Annotated in this window: 23 protein-coding genes; 11 read left to right on the plus strand and 12 right to left on the minus strand. The window is 69.5% G+C overall.

Features of this window, described 5'->3' with window-relative positions:
• Positions 1-522 precede the first annotated feature (522 nt).
• Both LNW72_RS03020 and glsA read left to right on the plus strand, forming a co-directional pair.
• A complete protein-coding gene (locus LNW72_RS03020; RefSeq protein ID WP_250973880.1) occupies positions 523-1,773 on the plus strand; it encodes an MFS transporter in 1,251 nt (416 codons plus the stop codon).
• A 276-nt stretch (positions 1,774-2,049) separates the two neighbouring features.
• A complete protein-coding gene (gene glsA / locus LNW72_RS03025) occupies positions 2,050-3,378 on the plus strand; it encodes a glutaminase A (protein WP_250973881.1) in 1,329 nt (442 codons plus the stop codon).
• Between the two features lie 154 nt (positions 3,379-3,532).
• Here the strand turns inward: glsA and LNW72_RS03030 are convergent, their stop codons facing one another.
• The 4 genes from LNW72_RS03030 to LNW72_RS03045 form a co-directional block, all read right to left on the minus strand.
• A complete protein-coding gene (locus LNW72_RS03030) occupies positions 3,533-4,657 on the minus strand; it encodes an alanine racemase (RefSeq protein WP_250973882.1) in 1,125 nt (374 codons plus the stop codon).
• Between the two features lie 344 nt (positions 4,658-5,001).
• Positions 5,002-5,331, minus strand: a complete 330-nt coding sequence (locus LNW72_RS03035; RefSeq protein ID WP_250973883.1) for a hypothetical protein — start codon at positions 5,329-5,331, stop codon at positions 5,002-5,004.
• A 1-nt stretch (position 5,332) separates the two neighbouring features.
• Positions 5,333-5,659: a hypothetical protein gene (locus tag LNW72_RS03040; protein WP_250973884.1), complete on the minus strand. Its 327-nt coding sequence runs from the start codon at positions 5,657-5,659 to the stop codon at positions 5,333-5,335.
• 104 nt (positions 5,660-5,763) lie between these two features.
• On the minus strand, positions 5,764-6,786 hold the full coding sequence (locus tag LNW72_RS03045) for a DNA-directed RNA polymerase subunit alpha (protein WP_250973885.1): 1,023 nt from the start codon (positions 6,784-6,786) through the stop codon (positions 5,764-5,766).
• A 244-nt stretch (positions 6,787-7,030) separates the two neighbouring features.
• On the opposite strand from LNW72_RS03045, the gene LNW72_RS03050 reads away from it, so the two are divergent.
• Together LNW72_RS03050 and LNW72_RS03055 are read left to right on the plus strand one after the other, a co-directional pair.
• Positions 7,031-7,828 carry an NAD(P)-dependent oxidoreductase gene (locus LNW72_RS03050; protein WP_250973886.1) on the plus strand — a complete coding sequence of 266 codons (798 nt, stop codon included), beginning with the start codon at positions 7,031-7,033 and terminating at the stop codon, positions 7,826-7,828.
• Between the two features lie 213 nt (positions 7,829-8,041).
• Complete coding sequence (locus LNW72_RS03055) at positions 8,042-8,863, plus strand: methyltransferase domain-containing protein (protein WP_250973887.1); 822 nt, start codon at positions 8,042-8,044, stop codon at positions 8,861-8,863.
• 34 nt (positions 8,864-8,897) lie between these two features.
• On the opposite strand, the gene LNW72_RS03060 is transcribed toward LNW72_RS03055, so the two are convergent.
• On the minus strand, positions 8,898-9,047 hold the full coding sequence (locus LNW72_RS03060) for a hypothetical protein (RefSeq protein ID WP_250973888.1): 150 nt from the start codon (positions 9,045-9,047) through the stop codon (positions 8,898-8,900).
• Positions 9,048-9,245: 198 nt separating this feature from the next.
• Here LNW72_RS03060 and LNW72_RS03065 point away from each other — a divergent pair, with 198 nt between their 5' ends.
• Positions 9,246-10,040: a hypothetical protein gene (locus LNW72_RS03065; RefSeq protein ID WP_250973889.1), complete on the plus strand. Its 795-nt coding sequence runs from the start codon at positions 9,246-9,248 to the stop codon at positions 10,038-10,040.
• 48 nt (positions 10,041-10,088) lie between these two features.
• Here the strand turns inward: LNW72_RS03065 and LNW72_RS03070 are convergent, their stop codons facing one another.
• Positions 10,089-10,667: a TetR/AcrR family transcriptional regulator gene (locus LNW72_RS03070; RefSeq protein WP_250973890.1), complete on the minus strand. Its 579-nt coding sequence runs from the start codon at positions 10,665-10,667 to the stop codon at positions 10,089-10,091.
• 109 nt (positions 10,668-10,776) lie between these two features.
• On the opposite strand from LNW72_RS03070, the gene LNW72_RS41050 reads away from it, so the two are divergent.
• The 3 genes from LNW72_RS41050 (at position 10,777) to LNW72_RS03080 (ending at position 12,303) form a co-directional block, all read left to right on the plus strand.
• Positions 10,777-10,905 (plus strand): hypothetical protein, encoded by a 129-nt coding sequence (locus tag LNW72_RS41050; protein ID WP_285369221.1) that lies wholly within the window; start codon positions 10,777-10,779, stop codon positions 10,903-10,905.
• 46 nt (positions 10,906-10,951) lie between these two features.
• A complete protein-coding gene (locus LNW72_RS03075; RefSeq protein WP_250973891.1) occupies positions 10,952-11,956 on the plus strand; it encodes an NAD(P)-dependent alcohol dehydrogenase in 1,005 nt (334 codons plus the stop codon).
• A 158-nt stretch (positions 11,957-12,114) separates the two neighbouring features.
• Positions 12,115-12,303, plus strand: a complete 189-nt coding sequence (locus tag LNW72_RS03080) for a DUF4236 domain-containing protein (RefSeq protein WP_250973892.1) — start codon at positions 12,115-12,117, stop codon at positions 12,301-12,303.
• Positions 12,304-12,338: 35 nt separating this feature from the next.
• On the opposite strand, the gene LNW72_RS03085 is transcribed toward LNW72_RS03080, so the two are convergent.
• The 4 genes from LNW72_RS03085 to LNW72_RS03100 form a co-directional block, all read right to left on the minus strand.
• Positions 12,339-12,671: a VOC family protein gene (locus LNW72_RS03085; protein WP_250973893.1), complete on the minus strand. Its 333-nt coding sequence runs from the start codon at positions 12,669-12,671 to the stop codon at positions 12,339-12,341.
• Between the two features lie 28 nt (positions 12,672-12,699).
• Positions 12,700-13,281: an HhH-GPD-type base excision DNA repair protein gene (locus tag LNW72_RS03090; RefSeq protein WP_250973894.1), complete on the minus strand. Its 582-nt coding sequence runs from the start codon at positions 13,279-13,281 to the stop codon at positions 12,700-12,702.
• Positions 13,282-13,636: 355 nt separating this feature from the next.
• Positions 13,637-14,359, minus strand: coding sequence for a transglycosylase SLT domain-containing protein (locus LNW72_RS03095; RefSeq protein WP_250973895.1), 723 nt, complete (start codon positions 14,357-14,359; stop codon positions 13,637-13,639).
• Positions 14,360-14,978: 619 nt separating this feature from the next.
• A complete protein-coding gene (locus LNW72_RS03100) occupies positions 14,979-15,689 on the minus strand; it encodes an SDR family NAD(P)-dependent oxidoreductase (protein ID WP_250973896.1) in 711 nt (236 codons plus the stop codon).
• A 103-nt stretch (positions 15,690-15,792) separates the two neighbouring features.
• Here LNW72_RS03100 and LNW72_RS03105 point away from each other — a divergent pair, with 103 nt between their 5' ends.
• Entirely contained in the window at positions 15,793-16,623 is an 831-nt protein-coding gene (locus tag LNW72_RS03105; protein ID WP_250973897.1) for a helix-turn-helix transcriptional regulator, read from the plus strand.
• A gap of 54 nt (positions 16,624-16,677) precedes the next feature.
• On the opposite strand, the gene LNW72_RS03110 is transcribed toward LNW72_RS03105, so the two are convergent.
• Both LNW72_RS03110 and LNW72_RS03115 read right to left on the minus strand, forming a co-directional pair.
• Positions 16,678-17,268, minus strand: a complete 591-nt coding sequence (locus tag LNW72_RS03110; RefSeq protein WP_250973898.1) for a hypothetical protein — start codon at positions 17,266-17,268, stop codon at positions 16,678-16,680.
• Between the two features lie 283 nt (positions 17,269-17,551).
• Positions 17,552-18,322 carry an alpha/beta fold hydrolase gene (locus LNW72_RS03115; protein ID WP_250973899.1) on the minus strand — a complete coding sequence of 257 codons (771 nt, stop codon included), beginning with the start codon at positions 18,320-18,322 and terminating at the stop codon, positions 17,552-17,554.
• Between the two features lie 61 nt (positions 18,323-18,383).
• Here LNW72_RS03115 and LNW72_RS03120 point away from each other — a divergent pair, with 61 nt between their 5' ends.
• Both LNW72_RS03120 and lexA read left to right on the plus strand, forming a co-directional pair.
• Entirely contained in the window at positions 18,384-18,803 is a 420-nt protein-coding gene (locus LNW72_RS03120) for a MarR family winged helix-turn-helix transcriptional regulator (RefSeq protein WP_250973900.1), read from the plus strand.
• Between the two features lie 371 nt (positions 18,804-19,174).
• Entirely contained in the window at positions 19,175-19,852 is a 678-nt protein-coding gene (gene lexA, locus LNW72_RS03125; RefSeq protein WP_250973901.1) for a transcriptional repressor LexA, read from the plus strand.
• Positions 19,853-19,943: the final 91 nt, after the last annotated feature.

Genomic DNA, 19,943 nt, shown 5'->3' on the forward strand with positions numbered 1-19,943 from the left:
GCAGGTCACGTTAGAGAGGTTCGGCCGGCGGCCGGCCCGAAGACCGTTCCCCTCACCCGGAGGTATGAATCGGGTGCCCAAGGGGTGTGAACGGGCAACTCGCGTGCCGACCGCCGGGCTCATCGACCGGTCTCTCCGGATCCGCCGTGAACGGCATCCCCACGTTTAAGCAGGGAAAGCGGGGTACGCGGTCAACAGGGGCAACGCGGCGGCCGGGAAGGGCGGCCGCGGCCCATCGTTCGCCACAGGGAAGAGGAAACTCGCATGTACATAGGTCTCGGTACCGTCGTGCTCATCGTGATCGTCGTCGCTGTCGTGATGTTCCTGCGGCGCGGCTGATCCCACCACACCGGGCGTGTACGTGTGCGCCCGCGGGGTACGCCCCGCGGGCCGTCCGGCAGTCCGGCAGTCCGGTCAGTCCGGTCAGTCCGGCAATCCAGCGGTCCAGCAGGCCAGCAGTCCGCTAGAATGAGCGGGTTGGCCTTCGGCGGCGCCCAGTGCGCGCGCCCGGAGGCTTTTTTCATGCCTTCTCACAACTCCGCGCCCACGGCACCCGCCACCACCTCCTATCGCGCCCTGCTCCGCAACAGAGAGTTCGCCGGCCTCTACGCCGGCTTCACCTTGACGGTCGCCGCGAGCACCGTGTCGGGCTTCGCGCTCGGCACCATGGTCAACCGGCAGACCCGCTCCCCGTTCCTGACGGCCGTCAGCATGTACGGCGCCACCTTCGCGACCGTGTTCGGTGCGCTGACGCTCATGTCGGTCGCGGACGGACGCCGACCTCGCCGGACCCTCGTCTCGCTCCAGGGAATCTCCCTGCTGGGTATCGCCGCGCAGGCCGTCCCGGGGCTGCCCTTGGCCGCCCGGTTCGCCCTGCTCCTGGGGCTCGGTTTCTTCCAGTCCCTCGGGACCGGCACGCGGATGGGGCTGCTCGCCGAGGTCGTGCCGGTCTCGGCGTACGCGCTGGCACGTTCACTCATGAACATCACATCGGGTGGCATGGCCGTCCTCGGCTACGCCTTGGGCGCCGTCCTGCTGCGGTACCTGAGCCCGCAAGGGGTCTTCGTCGTCGCCGCGGTCCTGACCGGACTCGGGCTGGCCGTGGTGACGACGACCGTCAGGGAACACTCGATCCGGCTGACCCGTCGCCCCGGACTGCGGCAGACCTGGACGACGAACGCCGCGCTCTTCTCCCGCCCCGGCCGGCGGGCGCTGCTGGTGAACCTCTGGGTTCCCAACGGCCTGATCGTCGGCTGCGAGGCCCTGTTCCTCTCCTACGATCCGGACCACGCCGGCATCCTCCTGGCCGCCGGGTCGGCCGGCATGCTCCTCGGGGACCTGACCGTCGGACGCCTCCTCAGCGCCGAGCAGCGACGCCGCTACGCCTTCTCCCTGCGGCTGCTGCTCGCCGTCCCTTACCTGCTGTTCGCGATCGACCCTCCCGTCCTGGTCGCGACAGCGGCGGTGTTCCTCGCCGGCACAGGTTTCGCCGCCACGCTGCCCCTGCAGGAACAGCTGCTCGCGCTGACCCCTGATCCCGTCCGCGGCCAGGTCCAGGGCGTGGAATCCGCCGGCCGGATGACCTGGCAGGGCCTCGGCGCCGCGATCGCCGGTGGCGCCGCCCAGCACCTCGCCGCCGGCCCCACGATCGCCGCCATCGCCGCGGTCTCCGTTGCCGTCACCGTTGTCTCCCGGCCGTTCATGGCCGGTGACCGCAGTCCCGGCTCCCAGCACGGCGAGACATCCCGCGAGCCGCATCCCTCGAACGGATGAGCGGGCGCCGGCCTGGTCATGGACCCGGCCGGCACTCCCCGGGCTGCGGAGAAGCCTGCGGAGAGGAAGGATGGAGGTCCCGCCGCCAGGAGACGTCATGGGACGCACCACCATCCGACGATCCGGCCTCCGTGCGGCCGCGCCACCGCTCCAGCCCGAGTCGGAGCTCGCGGGCCCGGATCTCCGTGGCCCGGTTCTCCGTGGCCCGGTTCTCCGTGGCCCGGTTCTCCGTGGCCCGGTTCTCCGTGGCCCGGTTCTCCATGGGCCAGGAGCGCCATGAGTTCCTCCCGGAGCGGCGTGGACGTCGTCACCGAGGCTCTGGCGGAGGTGCACGGTCGCTACGGGTCCCTGTCCGACGGCCGGGTCGCCGACTACATCCCGCAGCTGGCCTTCGCGGACCGTGACTGTTTCGGGCTCGCACTGATGAGCATGGACGGTCACGGCTACCGCGCGGGACGGTGCGGCGTGTCGTTCACGCTCCAGTCCCTGACGAAGCCCTTCGTCCTCGCCCTCGCGCTGGCAGAGCTGGGTCCCGACGATGTGGGGCGCAGTGTCGGAGCCGAGCCCAGTGGTGAGGCGTTCAATGCCATCAGCCTCGACGCGGTGACGGGCCGGCCCGCGAACCCGATGATCAATGCCGGCGCCATCGCGGTCACGGCCCTGGTCCCGGCCACCAGCCCCGCCGAGCGGTTCTCGCGGATCCTGGAGTGTCTCGGACGGTTCGCCGGCCGCTCCCTGTACGTGGACGAGGACGTCTACCGTTCCGAGGTCGAGACGGGTCACCGCAATCGGGCGCTGGCGTATCTGATGCGCGGGACCGGTGTGCTGCGGGGTGATCCGGTCCAGGCGGTCGACACCTACTTCCGGCAGTGCTCGGTACGGGCCACGGTGACCGACCTGGCGGTGATGGGAGCCACCCTGGCGAACGGGGGCACGAACCCGGTGACGGGAGAGCGTGTCGTTCCCGAGCCGGTGGCCCTTCAGGTGCTGTCGGTGATGGCCATGTGCGGGATGTACGACGCCGCCGGGAGCTGGATGCTGCACGTGGGACTGCCGGCCAAGAGCGGGGTGTCCGGAGGGCTGGTCGCCGTCAGTCCGGCCCGCTTCGGGATCGCCCTCCACAGCCCTCCGCTGGATGCTGCCGGCAATCCCGTCCGGGGCGTCGCGGCGCTGCGGGAGCTGTCCGAGCGCTTCGGGCTGCATCTGATGCACAATGCCGCGCCGGGCGCCCCGACGGTGATGCTGTCGACGACCACGAGCAGCGGGCGGATCGCCCTGATCGCGGCTCAGGGCAAGCTGGACTTCACCGCGGCCGAGCGGGTGCTGTTCGCCCTGGAGCGGCGGAGAGTGGGCGCGCCGGGCGGGGTCGTCCTCGACCTCGAACGCGTCACCGGCATGGACAGCACGGCCAAGGCGATGCTGGAGCGCGCGCTGACACTGCTCATCGAGGGTGGACATGATGTGACCGTGGTCGGCGACCTTCCCTTCAGGGCCCGGGGAACCTGGCGGCGGTCGACGGACCGCGCCCAGGCCCTCGCGGACGCCGAGCACGCACTGACCGCCGCCCGCGACCCGAACCCTGGCCCCGGTCGGCACCCCGGCTAGAACACCGGCACCGGTACCGGGGGCCATTCCCCGGTGGGCGGCCAGCATCTGCCGCCAGGAGCGGTCAGGCTTGGTCTGCCGTGGCCCTGGTCTGCCGTTCCCTGCTCTGCCGTACCCTGGCCTGCCGTTCCCTGGCCTGCCGTGGCCCGCCGTCTCAGACCACCTCACAGGCTCGGTCGAAGGCGGCGGAGTCAAACGGGACGGGGTCGGGAATACCGGCGTCGGACGGAGCGGGCCATGCCTGGGCCGAGCAGTCGACGACCCGGTCGGGGTGGGTCACGGTGTGCCCCAGGCGCGCCACGAGTTCGCTGCCCACCGTCGGCTGCGGGACGTCCTGCGGGACGAAGAGAACCGAGACCTGCAGGTGCGGCGGCTCCGCGAACCAGCGCCGTCTGCCCGCCCAGACGAAGGGCGACAGGTGGTGATTGGCGGTGGCCAGACCGAGCCGGGCCACGTTCTTGGCCCGGGGCACCACACCGTGCAGGTCCTTCGGGGCTTCCAGGCCCACCCCGTGCGAGGTACCGCCCGAGACGACCACCAGGCAGCCGTCGGAGGGCACCTTGCCCTGCAGGAAACCGAAGCGCTCCCCCTTCACGACCTGCCTGACCTCCAGGACCGACGTCCGGAATTGGGTGGCTTCCTGGTCGCCCAGCCACAGCTGGGTCCCGATGCGGGCGCGGATGCGCGTGTGGGGGAACTGCGTCTGCACCTGGTCGAGTTGCTCGGCCCCCAGATGGCTGACGAACATCGTGTGCAGGGGAAGACCCGCGGCACGGAGTCGCTCCATGCACGCGATGACCTCCCCTGCGGCGTCCGGGCCGCCGGTCCGGTTCAGCGGCAGGTGGATGGCGAACCCCTCCAGACTCACGTCCTCGACTCCGGACCGGAGCAGGTGCAGGTCGTGGGCGCTGACGCCCGGCGACTTCATGCTGCTCATCACCTCGACCACGACCCGGGCTCCCCTCAGGCTGCGCAGGCTCTCGACGCAGGACACCGAACGGATCACCCGCCCCGGCAGCGCGGGGGCCTGCTCACCGCGCCAGTACGGCGACAGGACCAGAACCCTTCCGCTGTACACATCCTTCATCCGGGCCGCCTCGTAGGTCGTACCGACGGCGATGACGTCCGTGTTCAGGCGCATGGCCTCCTCGGCCAGCGCCTCGTGGCCGAAGCCGAATCCGTTGCCCCTGACGACCGGGACCATCCCGGGGAACTGCCGGGTCACCACATCCTGATGCGCCCTCCAGCGCACGGGGTCGACGTAGAGCGTGAGCGCCATGACCGGTGACCTCCCTCTCGCGGCCGCGCGACGCGCAGCAGTGAAACTGTCGGCAAGTACGGGCATCGCCCGACGTCCGTTCAGAACCGGCCACAATGGAGCGGGAAACCACATGCCGTGTGGTCTCGACGATCGTCTCCGGGTCCGTTGCTCAGCGCTGGTTGAGCCATCTGCGGACCCAGTAGTTCTGGTCCGCGTCCCGTTCGACGATCCACTGGTGGCTGACGTCGCCCGCCAGGCGTCCGGCGAAGCCGAGCAGCGTGGAGCGCAGCCGCGGGCAGGGCCCCGGCGCAGGGCCTCCATGGTGTGGTTCTCCGGCCCGCCCATCGAGACCTCCTGTTCCGCTACGAGGTGATGGGGCGGTCGGAGAGGTGGGCGAGCTCAGTGAAGAAGGCGCGGTAGAGGGGCTCGTCGCCGGTCGGGATCTCGACGGTGGCGAGCAGGTGCCGGGAACTCGTCGTGCCGGCGTATATCGGTTCGTCGAGCTGCTCGACGTTGCCGAAGTGCAGCCGGGTCAGGCCGCCCTTGCGTGCCTCGGCGCGCACCTTCACCCAGCGCAGCGGTGTCCGGTACGACCCGATGATGCGATTGCGCCGGAACAGCTCGAAGATGCCGTGGTCGACCCGCAGATGCACGTCACCGTGCTCGAAGACCTTCGCGTCCACCGAATCCACGTCAGTCCGTCCGACGGTCGGCGAGCGTGGCCACTTGGGTGAAGTACGCCCGGAACAACGTCTCGTCGGCGGGCTGCACCTGGACCGCCGGCGAGCTGGCGAATCTGAAGGCGAGCCGGTCGGTGCCGTAGAGCGCGGCGTTCGGATCGCGGACGACACCGAAGAACAACTGACCGGGCTTCTCCGGCTTCTTGTAGTGCACCAAGACCCCGAGCCAGCGCAACGGAACTCTGAACGTGTGCTCGGCGCCTGCCAGGTTGAAGAGCTCGAACACTCCCCGGTCCACGCGCAGGTGCAAGTCCCCGTAGTCGAATATGAGCGGTTCCATGCCGGAGAAGGTATCGCGGCCGTGGGAAGAACTGAACCCGGCCCTGCCGCCTGAGGCTCTCCTCAGGCGGCAGGGCCGGGAACGAGACGGAATTCCCCACCCCGTCAGTACTGCTCGGTCTCCTGGAACCCGGTGTTCCCGTCGTCATCGGCGCTGAAGGCGTCCGCCGCGGCGGTCGGGTCGAATCCGGGCGGGCTGTCCCTGAGGGTCAGGCCCATGCCGGCCAGCTTCATCTTGACCTCGACGATCGACTTCCCGCCGAAGTTGCGGATGTCCAGCAGGTCCGCCTCGGAACGCGCCGTGAGCTCGCCCACCGAGTGGACGCCCTCGCGCTTGAGACAGTTGTACGAACGGACGGTGAGATCGAGCTCCTCGATCGGCAGCGCCAGATCGGCGGCCAGGGCCGCAACCGTCGGGGACGGGCCCATGTCGATGCCCTCGGCGTCGGCATTGAGCTCGCTGGCCAGACCGAACAGCTCGACCAGGGTCTTGCCGGCCGACGCCAGGGCGTCACGCGGCAGCACCGCCTGCTTGGTCTCGATGTCGACGATCAGCTTGTCGAAGTCGGTGCGCTGCTCGACACGGGTCGCCTCCACCGTGCAGGTGGCCTTGAGCACCGGGCTGTAGATGGAGTCGACCGGGATGCGGCCGATCTCCTGGCCCTGCTGCTTGTTCTGGACGGCGGAGACGTAGCCGCGACCGCGCTCGACGGTGAGTTCCACCTCCAGCTTGCCCTGGGCGTTCAGGGTGGCCAGAACCAGGTCGGGGTTGTGCACCGTGACACCGGCCGGCGGCGTGATGTCGGCGGCGGTCACGACACCGGGGCCCTGCTTGCGCAGGTACATCACCACCGGCTCGTCCTCCTCCGAGGACACCACGAGCTGCTTGATGTTCAGGACGATGTCGGTCACGTCCTCCTTGACGCCCGGCACGGTGGTGAACTCGTGCAGAACGCCATCGATGCGGATGCTGGTGACAGCGGCACCGGGGATCGACGACAACAGCGCCCGGCGCAGCGAGTTCCCCAGGGTGTAGCCGAATCCCGGCTCCAGCGGTTCGATGACGAACCGTGAACGCCACACCTCGACGACCTCTTCGGTCAACGACGGACGCTGAGCGATCAGCACAGGAAAAATCCTCCATACTCCGGCGCCCCGACGCGGCGCCACCACCCGTGACTTTACTGGCGTCTGGCCTCCACCGAGCCGCGCCGTGCTGGCGTCGGCGGCTCCGACAGGTTTATCCCGCTTCTTCCGGCCAGCCGCTCGGGCCGGCCGGCCGGAAGCGACCGCTGGCCAACGCCCGTATCCGGACCGGCCGCGGAAGGGTCTCGGAGCTCGAATGTCCGTGCGATACGGCAGGGTGGTCGCCATGCGAACACGACGTGGGACGGTGGCGATCACCGGTGCTGCCGGGCGGATCGGCTCGGCAGTACGAGCCGGATTGCGCGACGAGGTGAAGCGGCTGGTGCTCATCGACCGCGTCCAGCTCACCGCGCAGTCGCCGACGGAGGACGTCCACCAGCTCGATCTGCGGGACGCCGACGCGGTGGCGGAAGCTCTCCAGGGTGCGGATGCGGTGATCCACCTGGGCGGGATTCCGGACGAAGCCCCCTTGCCGGACCTCCTGGACGCGAACGTCCTCGGAACGCACAACGTGCTGGAGGGAGCGCGCCGACAGGGGCTGCGGCGGGTGGTTCTCGCCAGCAGCAACCGTCTCGGCGGCTTCCATCCGGTCACGGAGACCGTGACACCCGACCTGCCCGCACGCCCGGACGGCCTCTACGGGGTGAGCAAGGTCGCCATGGAGGCGCTCGGGCGCCTGTACGCGGACAAGTTCGGCCTGTCCGTGGTGTGCCTGCGCATCGGGAGCTACGAGGACACCCCGACCGAACGACGCCACCTGTCCACCTGGCTGAGCCCCCGCGACTGCCTCGGCTTCGCCCGCGCGGCCCTCACCGCTCCCGACGTGCACTTCACCACCGCCTACGCGGTCTCCGCCAACACCCGCCGCTTCTGGGACATCGCGGCCGGCGCCGAGCTGGGTTACGTGCCCGCGGACGATGCGGAGGCCTTCGCTTCGAGCCTTCCGGCCGCCGGGGACTCGACTGGGAGCGAGCTGCAGGGCGGCGCGTATACCGGAAAGGAGTACACGCTCCGTCACATCTGAAGACCTCCACGGCAACCGGATCGGGTGAACGACGCGGAGGTCCAGCGGGTGACACCGCTCCGCTCCACCCGCCTCGTCGTGGCCACCCTCGACGCCCAGCGGAAACCCGCCCGAACCCGGCCCGGTCCGGCAGGGCCGGCGCGACAAACGGGCGCGGTGACAAGGTCGACCGCTTCCTGGAGGTCGGTGTGGGGCGGCCTCTAGGATGGCGGTATGGCGGATCCTCGACCCACTTCGGCGTTTCACGTGACCAACATCGGCGTCACGCCCACGGATCGACTGATCGGGGCGCTGGATGCGCAGGCCGACAGCGAGGGTGTACGCAGACTTCGGCAGTGGGCTCATGCCGCGGTGGCAGCTCAGCCCGGGGAGCGGGCGGTGGATGTCGGGGCGGGCACCGGGTCGGAGACCCAGGTTCTCGCGGCCGCTGTCGGGCCGGCCGGCGAGGCGGTCGGGGTCGAACCGCACGACGGGCTGAGGGAGGCCGCGGAACACCGCGCGGCCGCGGCCGGCAACGCCGCCCGGTTCGTCGCGGGTGACGCGACGGCGCTGCCGCTCGACGATGCCGGCACGGATGTGGTGTGGTGCGAGCGCGTCTTCCAGCACCTCACCGAACCCGCGAAGGCGGTCGGCGAGATCGTCCGCGTGCTGCGCCCCGGCGGGCGCGTCGTCCTGCTCGACACGGACTGGGCGACCGCGCTCCTGCACCCCGGTGACCCCGAGGTCGTCGCCGCGCTGATGCGCCGCGCGCTGACGGCCTCGGCGAATCCCCACGCCGGACGGCAGCTCGTCGGCCAACTGGCCACGGCGGGGCTGGAGATCACGGATGTCGGCTCCCAGGCACTGATCCAGAGCAACACCAAGGTCAACTGGCAGCTCATCCGCATGCTCGGCGAGTCCGCGCTGCGCGAGGAGCTGATCACCGCGCAGCAGCGGGACGCGCTGTACGCCGATCTCACCGCCGCCGCCGATGAGGGCGCGCTTCACATGTCCGTGACCATGTTCGGAGTGGCCGCGAGGCTTCCGTCCGCTTGATCCGAACCCGTCGGGTCCGACGGGCCGGTCGCCATCACCGGCCGGTTCTTTCGGCCGCCCCTTTCCTACCGCGGCCCTTGCGAAGCCGTCCCTTTCCGTTGACCTTGCGCATTGCCAGCCCGGCCGCGCTGATGATCAGCGCGGTCGGCAACTGAGTAAGGATTCCCTGCAACACGTAGTGCATTTTCTGATCTCCCCAGCGGTTCGACGGCCACTCTCCACATCAAGGGATAGCAGGCAGAGCCGCGGAGTTACGGAGTCCGCGACAGACCGGACCGAAGGCCGACGATCCGGAACGCTGCTTTACGGATCGATACAACCCCGGCCACATCATTACGGGGCAACCTCCGTGCAGGGCGGGGCGGTTGTGGATAATGAGCGCATGGACTCCTTGCCGCGCTACCCGGCCCGGGAACGCCTGGGGCATGAACTGTATTCACTCTCGCGTGCGAACGACATCAGCCTGCGCGAGATATCGAAACTCATGAACCATGATCACTTTCTCAGCCATACCGCCATCGGCAGTCTGCTCAAGGGAAAGACCGTGCCCCGGCTGAGGCTGGTCCTCGAAGTCGTCCGGGTACTCGAAGGCGACGCGGACAAGGTCCAGGCCTTATGGGCGGCCGCGGATGCGGAGAAGCGCGAGAAAGGCGCTTCCTATCGAGAGCCCGTCGAACCGTCCGACGGCGAGACGAAGGAAACGTCGGGCTGGCGCTCCTCGTTCTCCCTGCTGGAGCTCGAAGCCGCCCATGAGGAGATCCAGGAGAAGATATCCAAGAATCGTGCGCGGGAGAAAGCAGCGCACGAAGAGTACTACGACATGTTCGAGGAGCGAGCGAAGGTCGTCGGCCGGATCCTCAGGCTGCAGGCGGAACTGGCCGCGGAACGTGGTGACAAGACAGCGCTGGAGGCCCAGCTCGCCTCGCTCGCATCGGAGCGCAAGCGTCTCACGAAGAGGATTCAGGAGCTGGAGGCCGAGCTGAGCCGCGTGCAGGCAACCCTGTTGAGCCTGTCGGACGAGTCCAGCCAGGTGAATGAACGGCGCGCGGACTGCGGTAACGAGTGGGCCCGTACGGAGGAGTACCGGGCGATCGTCCTCGGCCGGCAGCTGAGTGATGAACGGGTCCGCCGGGAGGAATTGGAGCGCCGGCTGCACGGGTACGAAGGCGGCCGGTAGCCACCTCGTCAGCTGGCGACCGCCGTACCCCTCTGGGCCGCGTCCTCGTCAGGCGGCCGCCGGACGGGCGTCGAGGACGTGCCCGGCCAGTTGGCGGGCGGAGGCCGCGGGGTGGGTTGCGGGGCGGGTGACCCCGGCCGCGAGTGCGCCGTCGATGAGCAGCAGAAGCTGGCCGGCCGCGGCCATGACGTGTGGATGCCCGAGCGCGAGGAGCTCGTGCTCCAGAAGCTGCTGCACCCGCATGCGGTACGCACGGGTGATGGCGTGCCCCGGGTGGTCGGGGTCGGTCAGGGCGAGATCCGCGGCCAGATAGCGGCAGCCGCGGAAGTCGGGCCGGTCGATGGCCACGGCGATGCCGTCGAAGACGCCCAGCAGACGGGCACGGGGGTCGTCGCCCGCCGCCTCCATGGCCTGGTGGTAGGCGGCCTCGTCCTCGGCGGTACTCCGCCGCAGGACTTCCGCGATCAGCCCGTCCTTGCCGCCGAAGTGCTCGTAGAGCGAGCGCCGGGCCACGTTCGCCTCCTTCAGCAGGGCGTCGACGCCCACGCCCATCCCATGGCTGTAGGTCAGCCGCTGGGCGGCTTCCAGGAGTCGTTCGCGAGGTCCCGGTGCGGTGCGCGTCGTCATAAGTGACAGCCTGCCACCCATTGACGAGTAGATCAACTGGTCTATATGGTCTTGGTAGATCAATCGTTCTACTTCTGGACCGGCCGACTCCGCCCGCGGCGTCAACCTCATGCACCTACGGAACGGCCTGATCGTCGAGGCCCTCGGCTACAGCAGGACCACCGGCGACGTACCACTGGCCGTCGACGCGCTCGGCGGAAGCGACGGACGCGACGCGCTCGACCGACTCGCCGGCTGACCCCAGCTGAACTCCCCCCAGCCACAGAACGAACGAGGAGAACACCATGCGCAGTTACCACGTCAACAGCGGGGCCGGCATAGAAGGCCTGTCGATCAAGGAGCACGCGCGCCCGGTCCCCGGCACCGGACAGGTCCTGGTCGCCGTCAAAGCCGTGTCCCTCAGCAACCGCGAGCTGATGGTGCTGCGGGGCAACTACGTGCTACCGGTGAAACCGGACGTGATACCGGTGTCCGACGGCGCCGGCGAGGTCGTCGCGCTCGGTCCGGGAGTACACGGAGTGAAGATCGGCGACCGCGTTGCGGCGACCCTCTTCCCGAGCTGGCAGGACGGCCCGTTCGGCCTGCAGCATCTGCCACAGCGCGGCGGCTCCCTCGACGGCATGCTCACCGAGCTCGCGCTGATCAGCGAGGACTCGCTCGTCCCGGTCCCCGACCACCTCTCCTACCAGGAAGCGGCGACGCTCCCCTGCGTCGGGGTCACCGCCTGGAACGCGCTGACCGGTGACGGCATCGGCCTGCGAGCGGGCGAGACCCTGGTGACCCAGGGGTCAGGCGGCGTGTCGCTGTTCGCGCTCCAGTACGCCAAGGCGCTCGGAGCCCGGGTGATCGCGACGACGAGCGGCCCGGACAAGGCGCGGCGCCTCATCGAACTCGGCGCGGACGAGGTCATCGACTACCGGGCCACCCCCGACTGGGCCGCCAAGGTCGTGGAGCTGACCGGCGGCCGAGGTGCCGACCGCGTGGTCGACGTGGCGGGCCTGTTGGACCAGTCGCTCAAGGCGGTGGCGGTGGCGGGTCACGTCGCCTGCGTGGGCTTCGTCTCCGGCGCGGCACAACCCCTGGACCCCGGCGTACTGTTCGCCTCCGGCGCCGCCCTGCGCACGGTGGCCGTCGGCAGCCGTAGCCAGTTCCTCGCGATGAACCGGGCCATGGCCGTGAACCGGATCCACCCGGTCATCGACCGGGAGTTCACCTTCGAAGAGGCCCCCGACGCGTACCGCTTCTACGCCTCGGGCAAGGCCTTCGGCAAGGTCGTCATCACGCTCTGAGCCCACCAGCTGCGACGGACCGCACGCACCTCCCTCGTGACGGGGAGGTGCGTGCGGTGCGTTCGGTACGTGCGGGCGCTCGAATTTCTTCTCATGAGGAGGTAAAACAAGGCCTCTTGGGGCAGGCGACGCACACAACACCGATCGAGGAGGCCCACATGCCCATCACCTTCCGCAAGTCGTTCCGGATCTTCCCGGGCGTCCGCCTCAACGTGAACCGCAAGTCGCTGTCCCTGACCGTCGGTTCGAAGGGCGGTCATCGCACCTGGTCGACCACCGGCAGAAGGACCACTTCCACGGACCTCCCGGGCCCCTTCGGCTACCGCCACACCGACACCCGCGACTGAAACCCAAGCCGACTGCCGGGCCTGGCCACGCAGGGTCAGAGCTCATGAGCTCTTTCGTGGCGGGGTTCGTACAGACCGACCTCGCCGCCTCCGGGCAGTTGCAGAATGCTCATCAGGCCCCACCCCTGGTCGGTCACCGGCTGGATGAACGTGACGCCCTTCGCCGTGAGTTCCTGCACGCTGGCGTTGACGTCGTCGCACATCAGGAAGAGCTCGTGGCGCTCCGGGCCGTCCGTGGGGTGCACGGCTATTTCGGCGGGCGGCAGCTTGAAGATGAGCCATCCGCCGCCCGCATCCACGTGCGGATAACCCAGCACGTCGCGGAAGAACGCGCGATCGGCTTCGGCATCCCGGCTGTAGATCACCACATGAACACCATTGATCATGATCAGATCCTCACTTGGCGGCCTTCGCCGCCGCCTTCAATTCCTGCTTGTGTGCCCGCACCTTCGCGAGCGACTCCGGCCCGGTGATGTCGGCGGCCGACCGGTAGACCCCGGCGGGCCCGTACTTGCCCGCGGCCTCCCGCCACCCCTTCGGCCGTACGCCCAGCCGCTTGCCCAGCAGTGCCAGGAAGATCTGCGCCTTCTGCTCTCCGAAGCCGGGCAGCGCCTTCAGCCGCCCCAACAGCTCCGCGCCGGTATCCGCGTCCGTCCACACGGACGCGGCATCCCCGTCGTAGTGCTCGACCAGGTACGCGCACAGCTGCTGGACCCGCTTCGCCATGGATCCCGGATAGCGGTGCACGGCCGGTTTCTCCGACAGCAGCGCCGCGAAGGCGTCCGGGTCGTACGCGGCGATGGCGTGCGCGTCCAGATCATCGGCACCCAGCCGCTGAGCGATGGTGTACGGCCCCGCGAAGGCCCACTCCATCGGCACCTGCTGGTCCAGCAGCATGCCCACCAGCGCCGCCAGCGGACTGCGGCCGAGCAGCTCGTCGGCCTCCGGCTGCTGGGCCAGCCGCATCGTGATCTCCATATCTCCAGCTTCGCCCCCACCCGGGCTTTCCGCACGGTCGGCACACACGAAAGCCCCCGCGCGGCGGACGGCGGGGGCTGTATCCCCGCCAATTCCGCGCGGGGACGACTTCGCGCAATGCAGATTCGGCGCGGCGGTGGTACGTGTGCCGCGGACGCTGTGGACATACCGCCGGCGCGTCACCGGCGAGGCTCGCTGTGGCTGGCCTAGCCGGCAGGCCATGTGCCCTTCTCGGGCCCCACCGGTTGGGTGCTCTCCCAGGAACAGGCCTGGGAGAGGCTGGAGACGACCGGTCTGGGCACGGCCTTGGCCGAGGGAGCCGAGGGGGCTGGGTGAGGTTACTGAGCTGCGTCGATCAGTACGCGGAGTTGACGTTGTCGATCGAACCGTAGCGGTGGGCCGCGTAGTTGGCGGCGGCCGTGATGTTGGCGACCGGGTCGGTGAGGTGATTGGCGGTGCCGGCGACGTGGTAGGTGTCGAACGTCGGCTGGATCACCTGGAGCAGGCCCTTGGACGGGATGCCGTTGATGGCGTTGATGTCCCAGTCGTTGACGGCGTTCGGGTTGCCGCTGGACTCGCGGATGATGTTGCGGTGGAGGCCGGAGTAGCTACCGGGGATGCCCTTGGCCTTCATGATGGCCAGCGACTCGCGGATCCAACCGTCCAGGTTGTCCGCGTACTTCGGAGCCGACACGGCAACCGGCTTGCGCACGGTCGACCGGTTCGCGGCCGGCTTGGCCTTGTGCTCGGCGGCGGCGGCCGGCTTGGCCTTCGCGGGTGCCTTGGTGAGGTCGCGGGAGGTGTTCTTCGCGGCCGCGGCGGTGGGCTTGCCGACGTAGGCCGGGTAGGCCTTGTCGGCCACTCGCTGGGTGAGTCCCTCGACCTTGGTGCCGGCCTGGCTGCCGGCGGTGACCTTCGCGACGTCGATGGCGGGGAGCGCGGAGGTGCTCTGGGTGGCGGTGCCGGCCAGGGCGAGTGCCGTGGTGGCGCCGGCGGCGGTCAGAGCGACCGCGGAGACCTTGAGGCGCTTGGAGGGGCGGAAGGTGCGCAGGGCGGAGAGCTGAGTGCGTGCGGGCATGCGGTAGGAACCTCTTCCAGACGGGATCAGGGGACGGCCGGCCGTAGTGGCGGCGTGCGGAGCAGGTGGCGGGCCCGGTCTCGCTGATGTGTCGAGAGGGCGTGGCGCTCATGTTCGTCTTGCTCGATCCATGGTTAACGCGGCGCGTCAGCGATGGCAAAGACCTCGATTACTACCCGTCTTAGTAAACAGAGCCGAAAGGCACCCGTCGGGGCTGTGCGCGGCCCGAAAGGGAAGGCGAAAGTGTCCACTAAGCGGCTTCGGACGTGACGTACGTCCTGTGCCCGGGCTCACGCGATACGGGGTTTTCGGGCCGCCAAAACAGGCCCTCTTGGGCAATGTGTTGCTATCGCCCACCCATCCCGGGGCCCTTTGATCCCGGCGTTACGCACGCCCGGCGCGAAAGCTCCCACCGGCCCAGGACCGGCCCATTCTGTTTGACGAGTAGGACGAGCAGGACGAGTGAGACCAGTAATAAGAGGAGCGAAAGAGGGTGCCGTGACTTTCGGTGCGCGGAAACTCACTCATGCGGACAGCCGGACGGGCTGTCCCCGGCGCGGTGGGCGCACTCCGGGAAACAGCCCGTGATCAGAGAAGGTCCCTCACCAGGGAAGGCCTCTCACCAGGGAAGTGCGCCCTCGGCGTCGAAATACCCCCCGGTCGGGCCGTCAGGGCTCACCTGCGCCATACGCACGATGATCTCGGCGCCCTGCTCGACGCTCTGAATGCCGCTGTGCGCATTCAGGTCGGTCTTGGTGAAGCCGGGCTCCACCGCATTGATCCGCATGTTCGGGAACGCCTTCGCGTACTGCACCGTGATCATGTTGACCGCGGTTTTCGACGCCGGATAGGCCACGCCCGGGTAGGCGTACGTCGGGAGGCCCGGGGTGGTGACCAGAGAAAGCGAGGCCAGGCCGCTGCTGACGTTGACCATGACCGGGGCGGCGGAACGCTGCAGCAGCGGGAGAAATGCGTGGATGACACGCACCGTGCCGAAGACGTTCGTTTCGAACGTCTTCCGCAGCACGTCCGCGGTCAGGTCCAATGCACCGATCACGACGGTGCCGTCCCGCATCTCTTCCTGGATACCGGCGTTATTGATCAGTACGTCCAGTCCTCCGTCGGCCTCGACGGCCTTCACCGCGGCCTGTACGGACGCGTCGTCGGTGACGTCGAGCTGCACCACGCGCGCGCCGAGCCGCTCGGCGGCCCGGCGGCCGCGTTCGGCGTCCCGGCTTCCGAGGTAGACGGTGTGTCCCGCGGCGATGAGCCGGCGGGCGGCCTCGAAGCCGAGACCCTTGTTGGCTCCGGTGATCAGTGTCGTTGTCATGCCTCCACGCTGCGGCACGGCTGCACGGGTCAGCCAGGAGTCCCGTTTTCCTGGGACTCCCAGTACCAGGACGATCCGGGCCCGGGCGGTGCACAGTGGTGTCATGGCGACCACGGAGTTCGGGCACACTTTGCGGCGCTGGCGCGACCGGGTCTCCCCGGAGGCGGCAGGGCTGGCGGTCGGCGGCCACCGGCGCGCGGCAGGGCTGCGCCGCGAGGAGCTCGCCCTGCTGGCCGGGATCTCGGTCGACTACGTCACCCGCCTCGAACAGGGCCGCGCGACCAACCCTTCGGAACAGGTCGTCGAGGCCCTGGGCCGGGCTCTGCGCCTGTCCGTGGCCGAGCGCGAGCATCTGTTCCACGCCGCCGGGCTGGTACCACCGGGGCGGGGTACGGTGCCTGCCTACATCACACCGAGCGTCCAGCGGATGCTGGACCGGCTGGCCGGGACGCCCGTCGCGGTCTCGGACGCGGCGTGGACCCTGCTGCTGGCCAACCCCTTGTACGTGGCCTTGATGGGTGAGCTGCACGGCGACGAGCGCAACGCGGTGTGGCGTACCTTCCTCGGCCCGGCCGGCCGCGTCCGCCACACACCTCAGTCCCAGCGCGCACTCGAGATCGCGCAGGTCACGGCGTTGCGGGCGACCGCGAGCCGGTATCCGGCGGACCTGCGGGTACGGCGGCTGGTCGCGGAGCTGCGCGCGAAGAGCGACCGGTTCGCCGAACTGTGGGACGGCGGAGCCGTCGGCCGGCACGAGGCCGCGCGCAAGACCATCGACCACCCGCAGGTGGGCGCCCTGACGCTCGACTGCGACATCCTCAGCGTCGCGGGAAGCGATCTGCGCATCATGATCTACACCGCCGAGCCCGGCACCACGGATGCCGAACGCCTTGCCCTCCTCGCCGTGCTCGGCACCCAGACACTCACCGGATAGCGGCCCGCACCCGTTCTCACCGGCTCCCCACCGGCTTTTCAGCGGACCGCGGCGTCAGAAACGGATGTCCGGCGCCTGGAGGACGATGCGCAGGAGCTCGTCGGCACGCTCGGCGTCGACCTCGGGGCGCAGCCAGACGTTCTGGGCGGGGTCGGCGGCCGGGTCCTCGCCGACCGTCACCCAGAGCAGCAGGCCCCACAGCACCGTGGGGGAATGCCCGGCCATCCGAGAGCCGAGTCCGACCGGTACGGCCACGCCGATGCGCGGCGGCGGGGTGCCGTCGAAGTCGGGCGGAGCGAAGTCCGAGACGTCGTGACCGGCGAGGACCAGCGGTGTCCCGATGATCTGGAGCCAGTGCACCTCGATGCCGTCGCTGCTCCGGCTGAGCGCGACCGACAGCCAGGCCCGCACCGTCGCCTCCGGGTCGGGGAGCCAGCTCAGCGGGCCGTCGGGGTCGGTGGCGCGGTGCAGGTCGTCCTGCGGTGGCCCGAAGTTCTCGTTCTCCACGGGTCCCTCGAGCTCGTTGCCGTCACGGTCCACCCGCCACCAGCGGCGGATCGACTCCCGTGGCGCCCAGGTCTCCGACGAGTACTCCCCCGCGACCTCGTAGATCCAGCGGGTCCCGTCGTCGTCACCGCCGGGCATGGGTGCGTCCTGCGGCCCGACCGGCCGCAGCGTCGGCTGAGGGCGTGCGTCCTCCGGTGCGTCCGGAGGTGTGTCCCGTGGTGCGTCTTGCGGTGTGTCCAGCGGCCGCGTGTCCGCAGGCCGTCTCTTGCGCCCGAAGATCCCCATTCCCCGTCCTCCCCCTCGACCCGTGCGGTTGTGCGACATCCTTCCCCGGGCGGGGGGCGGTCAGGCGGGAAACGGGACTTTTCATCGGCAGCCATGGAGATCAACTCCCCTTACACGTCCGCCTGTTGCCGCCGTATCAGCGACGGTAGGCGTCGATCAGGGCGAAGGTGGCTGCCGGCTGCTCGATCTGCGGCAGGTGACCCGCCTCGGGGATGATCTGGAGCCGGCCGTCACCGAAGGCTTCGGCGTACGCCGCGCCGTAGGCGGGGGTGACGATGCGGTCGCTCTCTCCCCAGAGCAGCAGCGCGGGAACGTCGACGCGCCGCAGGCGGCGGAGCAGTTTGGGGTCGTGCATGTAGGGGTCGCCGGCGAGTTGGCGCATGGTGGCCTGGTTGGCCTGCTGAAGGGCGAGCCGCTCGGCGGGGACGTCGGCCGGGTCGACGTAGAAGCGGGCCGAGTCGTGCCAGGCGTACTCGGCTACGCCGGCGGCGTCGAGCGCGAAGAAGTCGACTATCGGCTCGGCTTCGACATGCACTCCGGCGGCGTCGATGAGGACCAGTCCGGTGATGAGTCCCGCGGTGTCCCGCACGGCCATTTCGGCGGCGGTCCACCCGCCGAGCGAGGAGCCGATGACGAGCACGTCGCGGAGCTTGAGGTCCTGGAGGCAGTGCAGGTAGGCGAGGGCGAGATCGTCGATACCGGTCAGCCACGCGGGGCGAGGAGCGCCGTTCCAACCGGGGTGGGTGGGGGTGATGGTGTGCATGGTCGGTGCGAGGTGGTCCGCGAGTCCGGCGACGGTAGCCGGTCCCCCGCCGCCGTGCAGGATCAGACAGGGGCGGCCGGAACCGGCCTCGGTGAGGGTGATGGACAGGTCGGGGTACACGGCAACCGTGTGGTTCGTTGACATGCCCCGACTCTAACTAAGGATGTTTATATAAACAAGCTTGGTCATGCTCTAGACTGAGTCCATGCCCGATGAACTGCAGGTCCTTGGAAGAGCGGTGAAGCAGGCCCAGTACAAGCAGCACCGGGCGCTCGAGGTCCGGCTCGCCGCTGCCGGTACGACGCTGGCCCAGTGGGACGCCCTCCGCGCGATCAGCCGCACGCCCGGATCAGCGGCCCGCGCACTGGCCGCGGCGACGTTCCAGAGCGAGCAGGCGTTCGGGACGCTCGCCGGCCGGCTGGCGGCCCTCGGCCTGATCGAGCGCAGGCCGGGCCACGGCCGGCGCATCGAGCACCACCTCACCCCCGCAGGCGAAGAGACCCTCACCGCAGGGCATCGGATCGCCGACGAAGTCCTCGCCACCTGCTACGCCGCCCTGTCCCCCACCGACCGCAGCACCCTGCTCGACCTGCTGGGGCGCATCGACAGCGGTCCGGGCGCGTAGCCCGGGCCGCCACGCGGACGCCGGACGACCGGCGTCTTGAACGGACCCCTCGAACCGACGTCTCGAACCGACGTCTTGAACCGACGTCATGAACGGACGTCATGAACGGACGTCTTGAACGGACGCTCTGCCGTCGATCAAGGCCCTGCGTCCAGCACCGCGCGGATTTGTGCCAGCCGCGGATCAGGGGGGTTCCGTCCTCCTGGCCGCTCCGCTCGACACCCCGGAGGAACCGGCTGCCCGCACCCCACGGCGGCCGGCACGGCGTCGTGCCACATCAGCGTTATTCGAAAGGTCGTTCCCTTACCCGGTCTGTCCGGGTTACTGTGCTTCTCTCACCATGATCACCAGCGAGGGAGGGCGCGCGGACCATGGACAACCGCAAGACAGCAGGGCGCCCCGGCCGACCGCCGGGCGCCCCGGGCAACTACGACGGGCTCACCACCCGGCAGGCCGACATCGTCGCCACCATCCGCGACTTCATCGACAGCACCGGCTATCCGCCGTCGATGCGGGAGATCGGCCAGGCCGTGGGCCTGTCGAGCACCTCCTCGGTCGCCCATCAACTGATGGTGCTGGAGCGCAAGGGCGCTCTGCGCCGGGATCCCCACACACCACGCGCCTACGTGCTCCCGGAGGACTCGCGCACCACGAAGACGGCCGGCCGCACGGCGACCGCACGCGTGCCGCTCATCGGGAGGATCGCGGCCGGGATCCCGATCACCGCGCAGGAAGACATCCAGGACGTGCTCGATCTGCCGCGGCTCCTGGTGGGTGAAGGGGAGCTGTTCGCCCTGGAGGTCGTCGGCGACTCCATGATCGACGCGGCCATCGTCACCGGAGACTGGGTCACCGTCCGCCGTCAGAGCTCTGCCGCCAGCGGCGACATCGTCGCCGCGATGATCGACGGCGAAGCCACCGTCAAGCGGTTCAAGCGCGACGCGGCCGGGCACGCGTGGCTCCATCCGCACAACGACGCCTACTCCCCCATCGCCGGCGACGACGCGACGATCCTCGGCCGGGTCGTGGCCGTGATGCGCCGCATGTAGTGCCGCACCCGCACCCCCAGCGGCACCCGCACCGGCACCGTGTCGAGCGTCCGCCGAGCTGGACGCGGGTTGTGTGCTCACCGGCTGTCAG

This window comes from Streptomyces sp. RKAG293 (genome assembly GCF_023701745.1).
Lineage (GTDB): Bacteria > Actinomycetota > Actinomycetes > Streptomycetales > Streptomycetaceae > Actinacidiphila.

What these genes read in the sequence shown, in the direction of transcription:
- LNW72_RS03020 (WP_250973880.1), top strand. Translation starts at nt 523, where the DNA reads ATGCCTTCTCACAACTCCGCGCCCACGGCACCCGCCACCACCTCCTAT.
- glsA (WP_250973881.1), top strand. Translation starts at nt 2,050, where the DNA reads ATGAGTTCCTCCCGGAGCGGCGTGGACGTCGTCACCGAGGCTCTGGCG.
- LNW72_RS03030 (WP_250973882.1), bottom strand. Translation starts at nt 4,657, where the DNA reads ATGGCGCTCACGCTCTACGTCGACCCCGTGCGCTGGAGGGCGCATCAG.
- LNW72_RS03040 (WP_250973884.1), bottom strand. Translation starts at nt 5,659, where the DNA reads ATGGAACCGCTCATATTCGACTACGGGGACTTGCACCTGCGCGTGGAC.
- LNW72_RS03050 (WP_250973886.1), top strand. Translation starts at nt 7,031, where the DNA reads ATGCGAACACGACGTGGGACGGTGGCGATCACCGGTGCTGCCGGGCGG.
- LNW72_RS03055 (WP_250973887.1), top strand. Translation starts at nt 8,042, where the DNA reads ATGGCGGATCCTCGACCCACTTCGGCGTTTCACGTGACCAACATCGGC.
- LNW72_RS03060 (WP_250973888.1), bottom strand. Translation starts at nt 9,047, where the DNA reads ATGCACTACGTGTTGCAGGGAATCCTTACTCAGTTGCCGACCGCGCTG.
- LNW72_RS03065 (WP_250973889.1), top strand. Translation starts at nt 9,246, where the DNA reads ATGGACTCCTTGCCGCGCTACCCGGCCCGGGAACGCCTGGGGCATGAA.
- LNW72_RS03070 (WP_250973890.1), bottom strand. Translation starts at nt 10,667, where the DNA reads ATGACGACGCGCACCGCACCGGGACCTCGCGAACGACTCCTGGAAGCC.
- LNW72_RS41050 (WP_285369221.1), top strand. Translation starts at nt 10,777, where the DNA reads ATGCACCTACGGAACGGCCTGATCGTCGAGGCCCTCGGCTACAGCAGG.
- LNW72_RS03075 (WP_250973891.1), top strand. Translation starts at nt 10,952, where the DNA reads ATGCGCAGTTACCACGTCAACAGCGGGGCCGGCATAGAAGGCCTGTCG.
- LNW72_RS03080 (WP_250973892.1), top strand. Translation starts at nt 12,115, where the DNA reads ATGCCCATCACCTTCCGCAAGTCGTTCCGGATCTTCCCGGGCGTCCGC.
- LNW72_RS03090 (WP_250973894.1), bottom strand. Translation starts at nt 13,281, where the DNA reads ATGGAGATCACGATGCGGCTGGCCCAGCAGCCGGAGGCCGACGAGCTG.
- LNW72_RS03095 (WP_250973895.1), bottom strand. Translation starts at nt 14,359, where the DNA reads ATGCCCGCACGCACTCAGCTCTCCGCCCTGCGCACCTTCCGCCCCTCC.
- LNW72_RS03100 (WP_250973896.1), bottom strand. Translation starts at nt 15,689, where the DNA reads ATGACAACGACACTGATCACCGGAGCCAACAAGGGTCTCGGCTTCGAG.
- LNW72_RS03105 (WP_250973897.1), top strand. Translation starts at nt 15,793, where the DNA reads ATGGCGACCACGGAGTTCGGGCACACTTTGCGGCGCTGGCGCGACCGG.
- LNW72_RS03110 (WP_250973898.1), bottom strand. Translation starts at nt 17,268, where the DNA reads ATGCCCGGCGGTGACGACGACGGGACCCGCTGGATCTACGAGGTCGCG.
- LNW72_RS03115 (WP_250973899.1), bottom strand. Translation starts at nt 18,322, where the DNA reads ATGTCAACGAACCACACGGTTGCCGTGTACCCCGACCTGTCCATCACC.
- LNW72_RS03120 (WP_250973900.1), top strand. Translation starts at nt 18,384, where the DNA reads ATGCCCGATGAACTGCAGGTCCTTGGAAGAGCGGTGAAGCAGGCCCAG.
- lexA (WP_250973901.1), top strand. Translation starts at nt 19,175, where the DNA reads ATGGACAACCGCAAGACAGCAGGGCGCCCCGGCCGACCGCCGGGCGCC.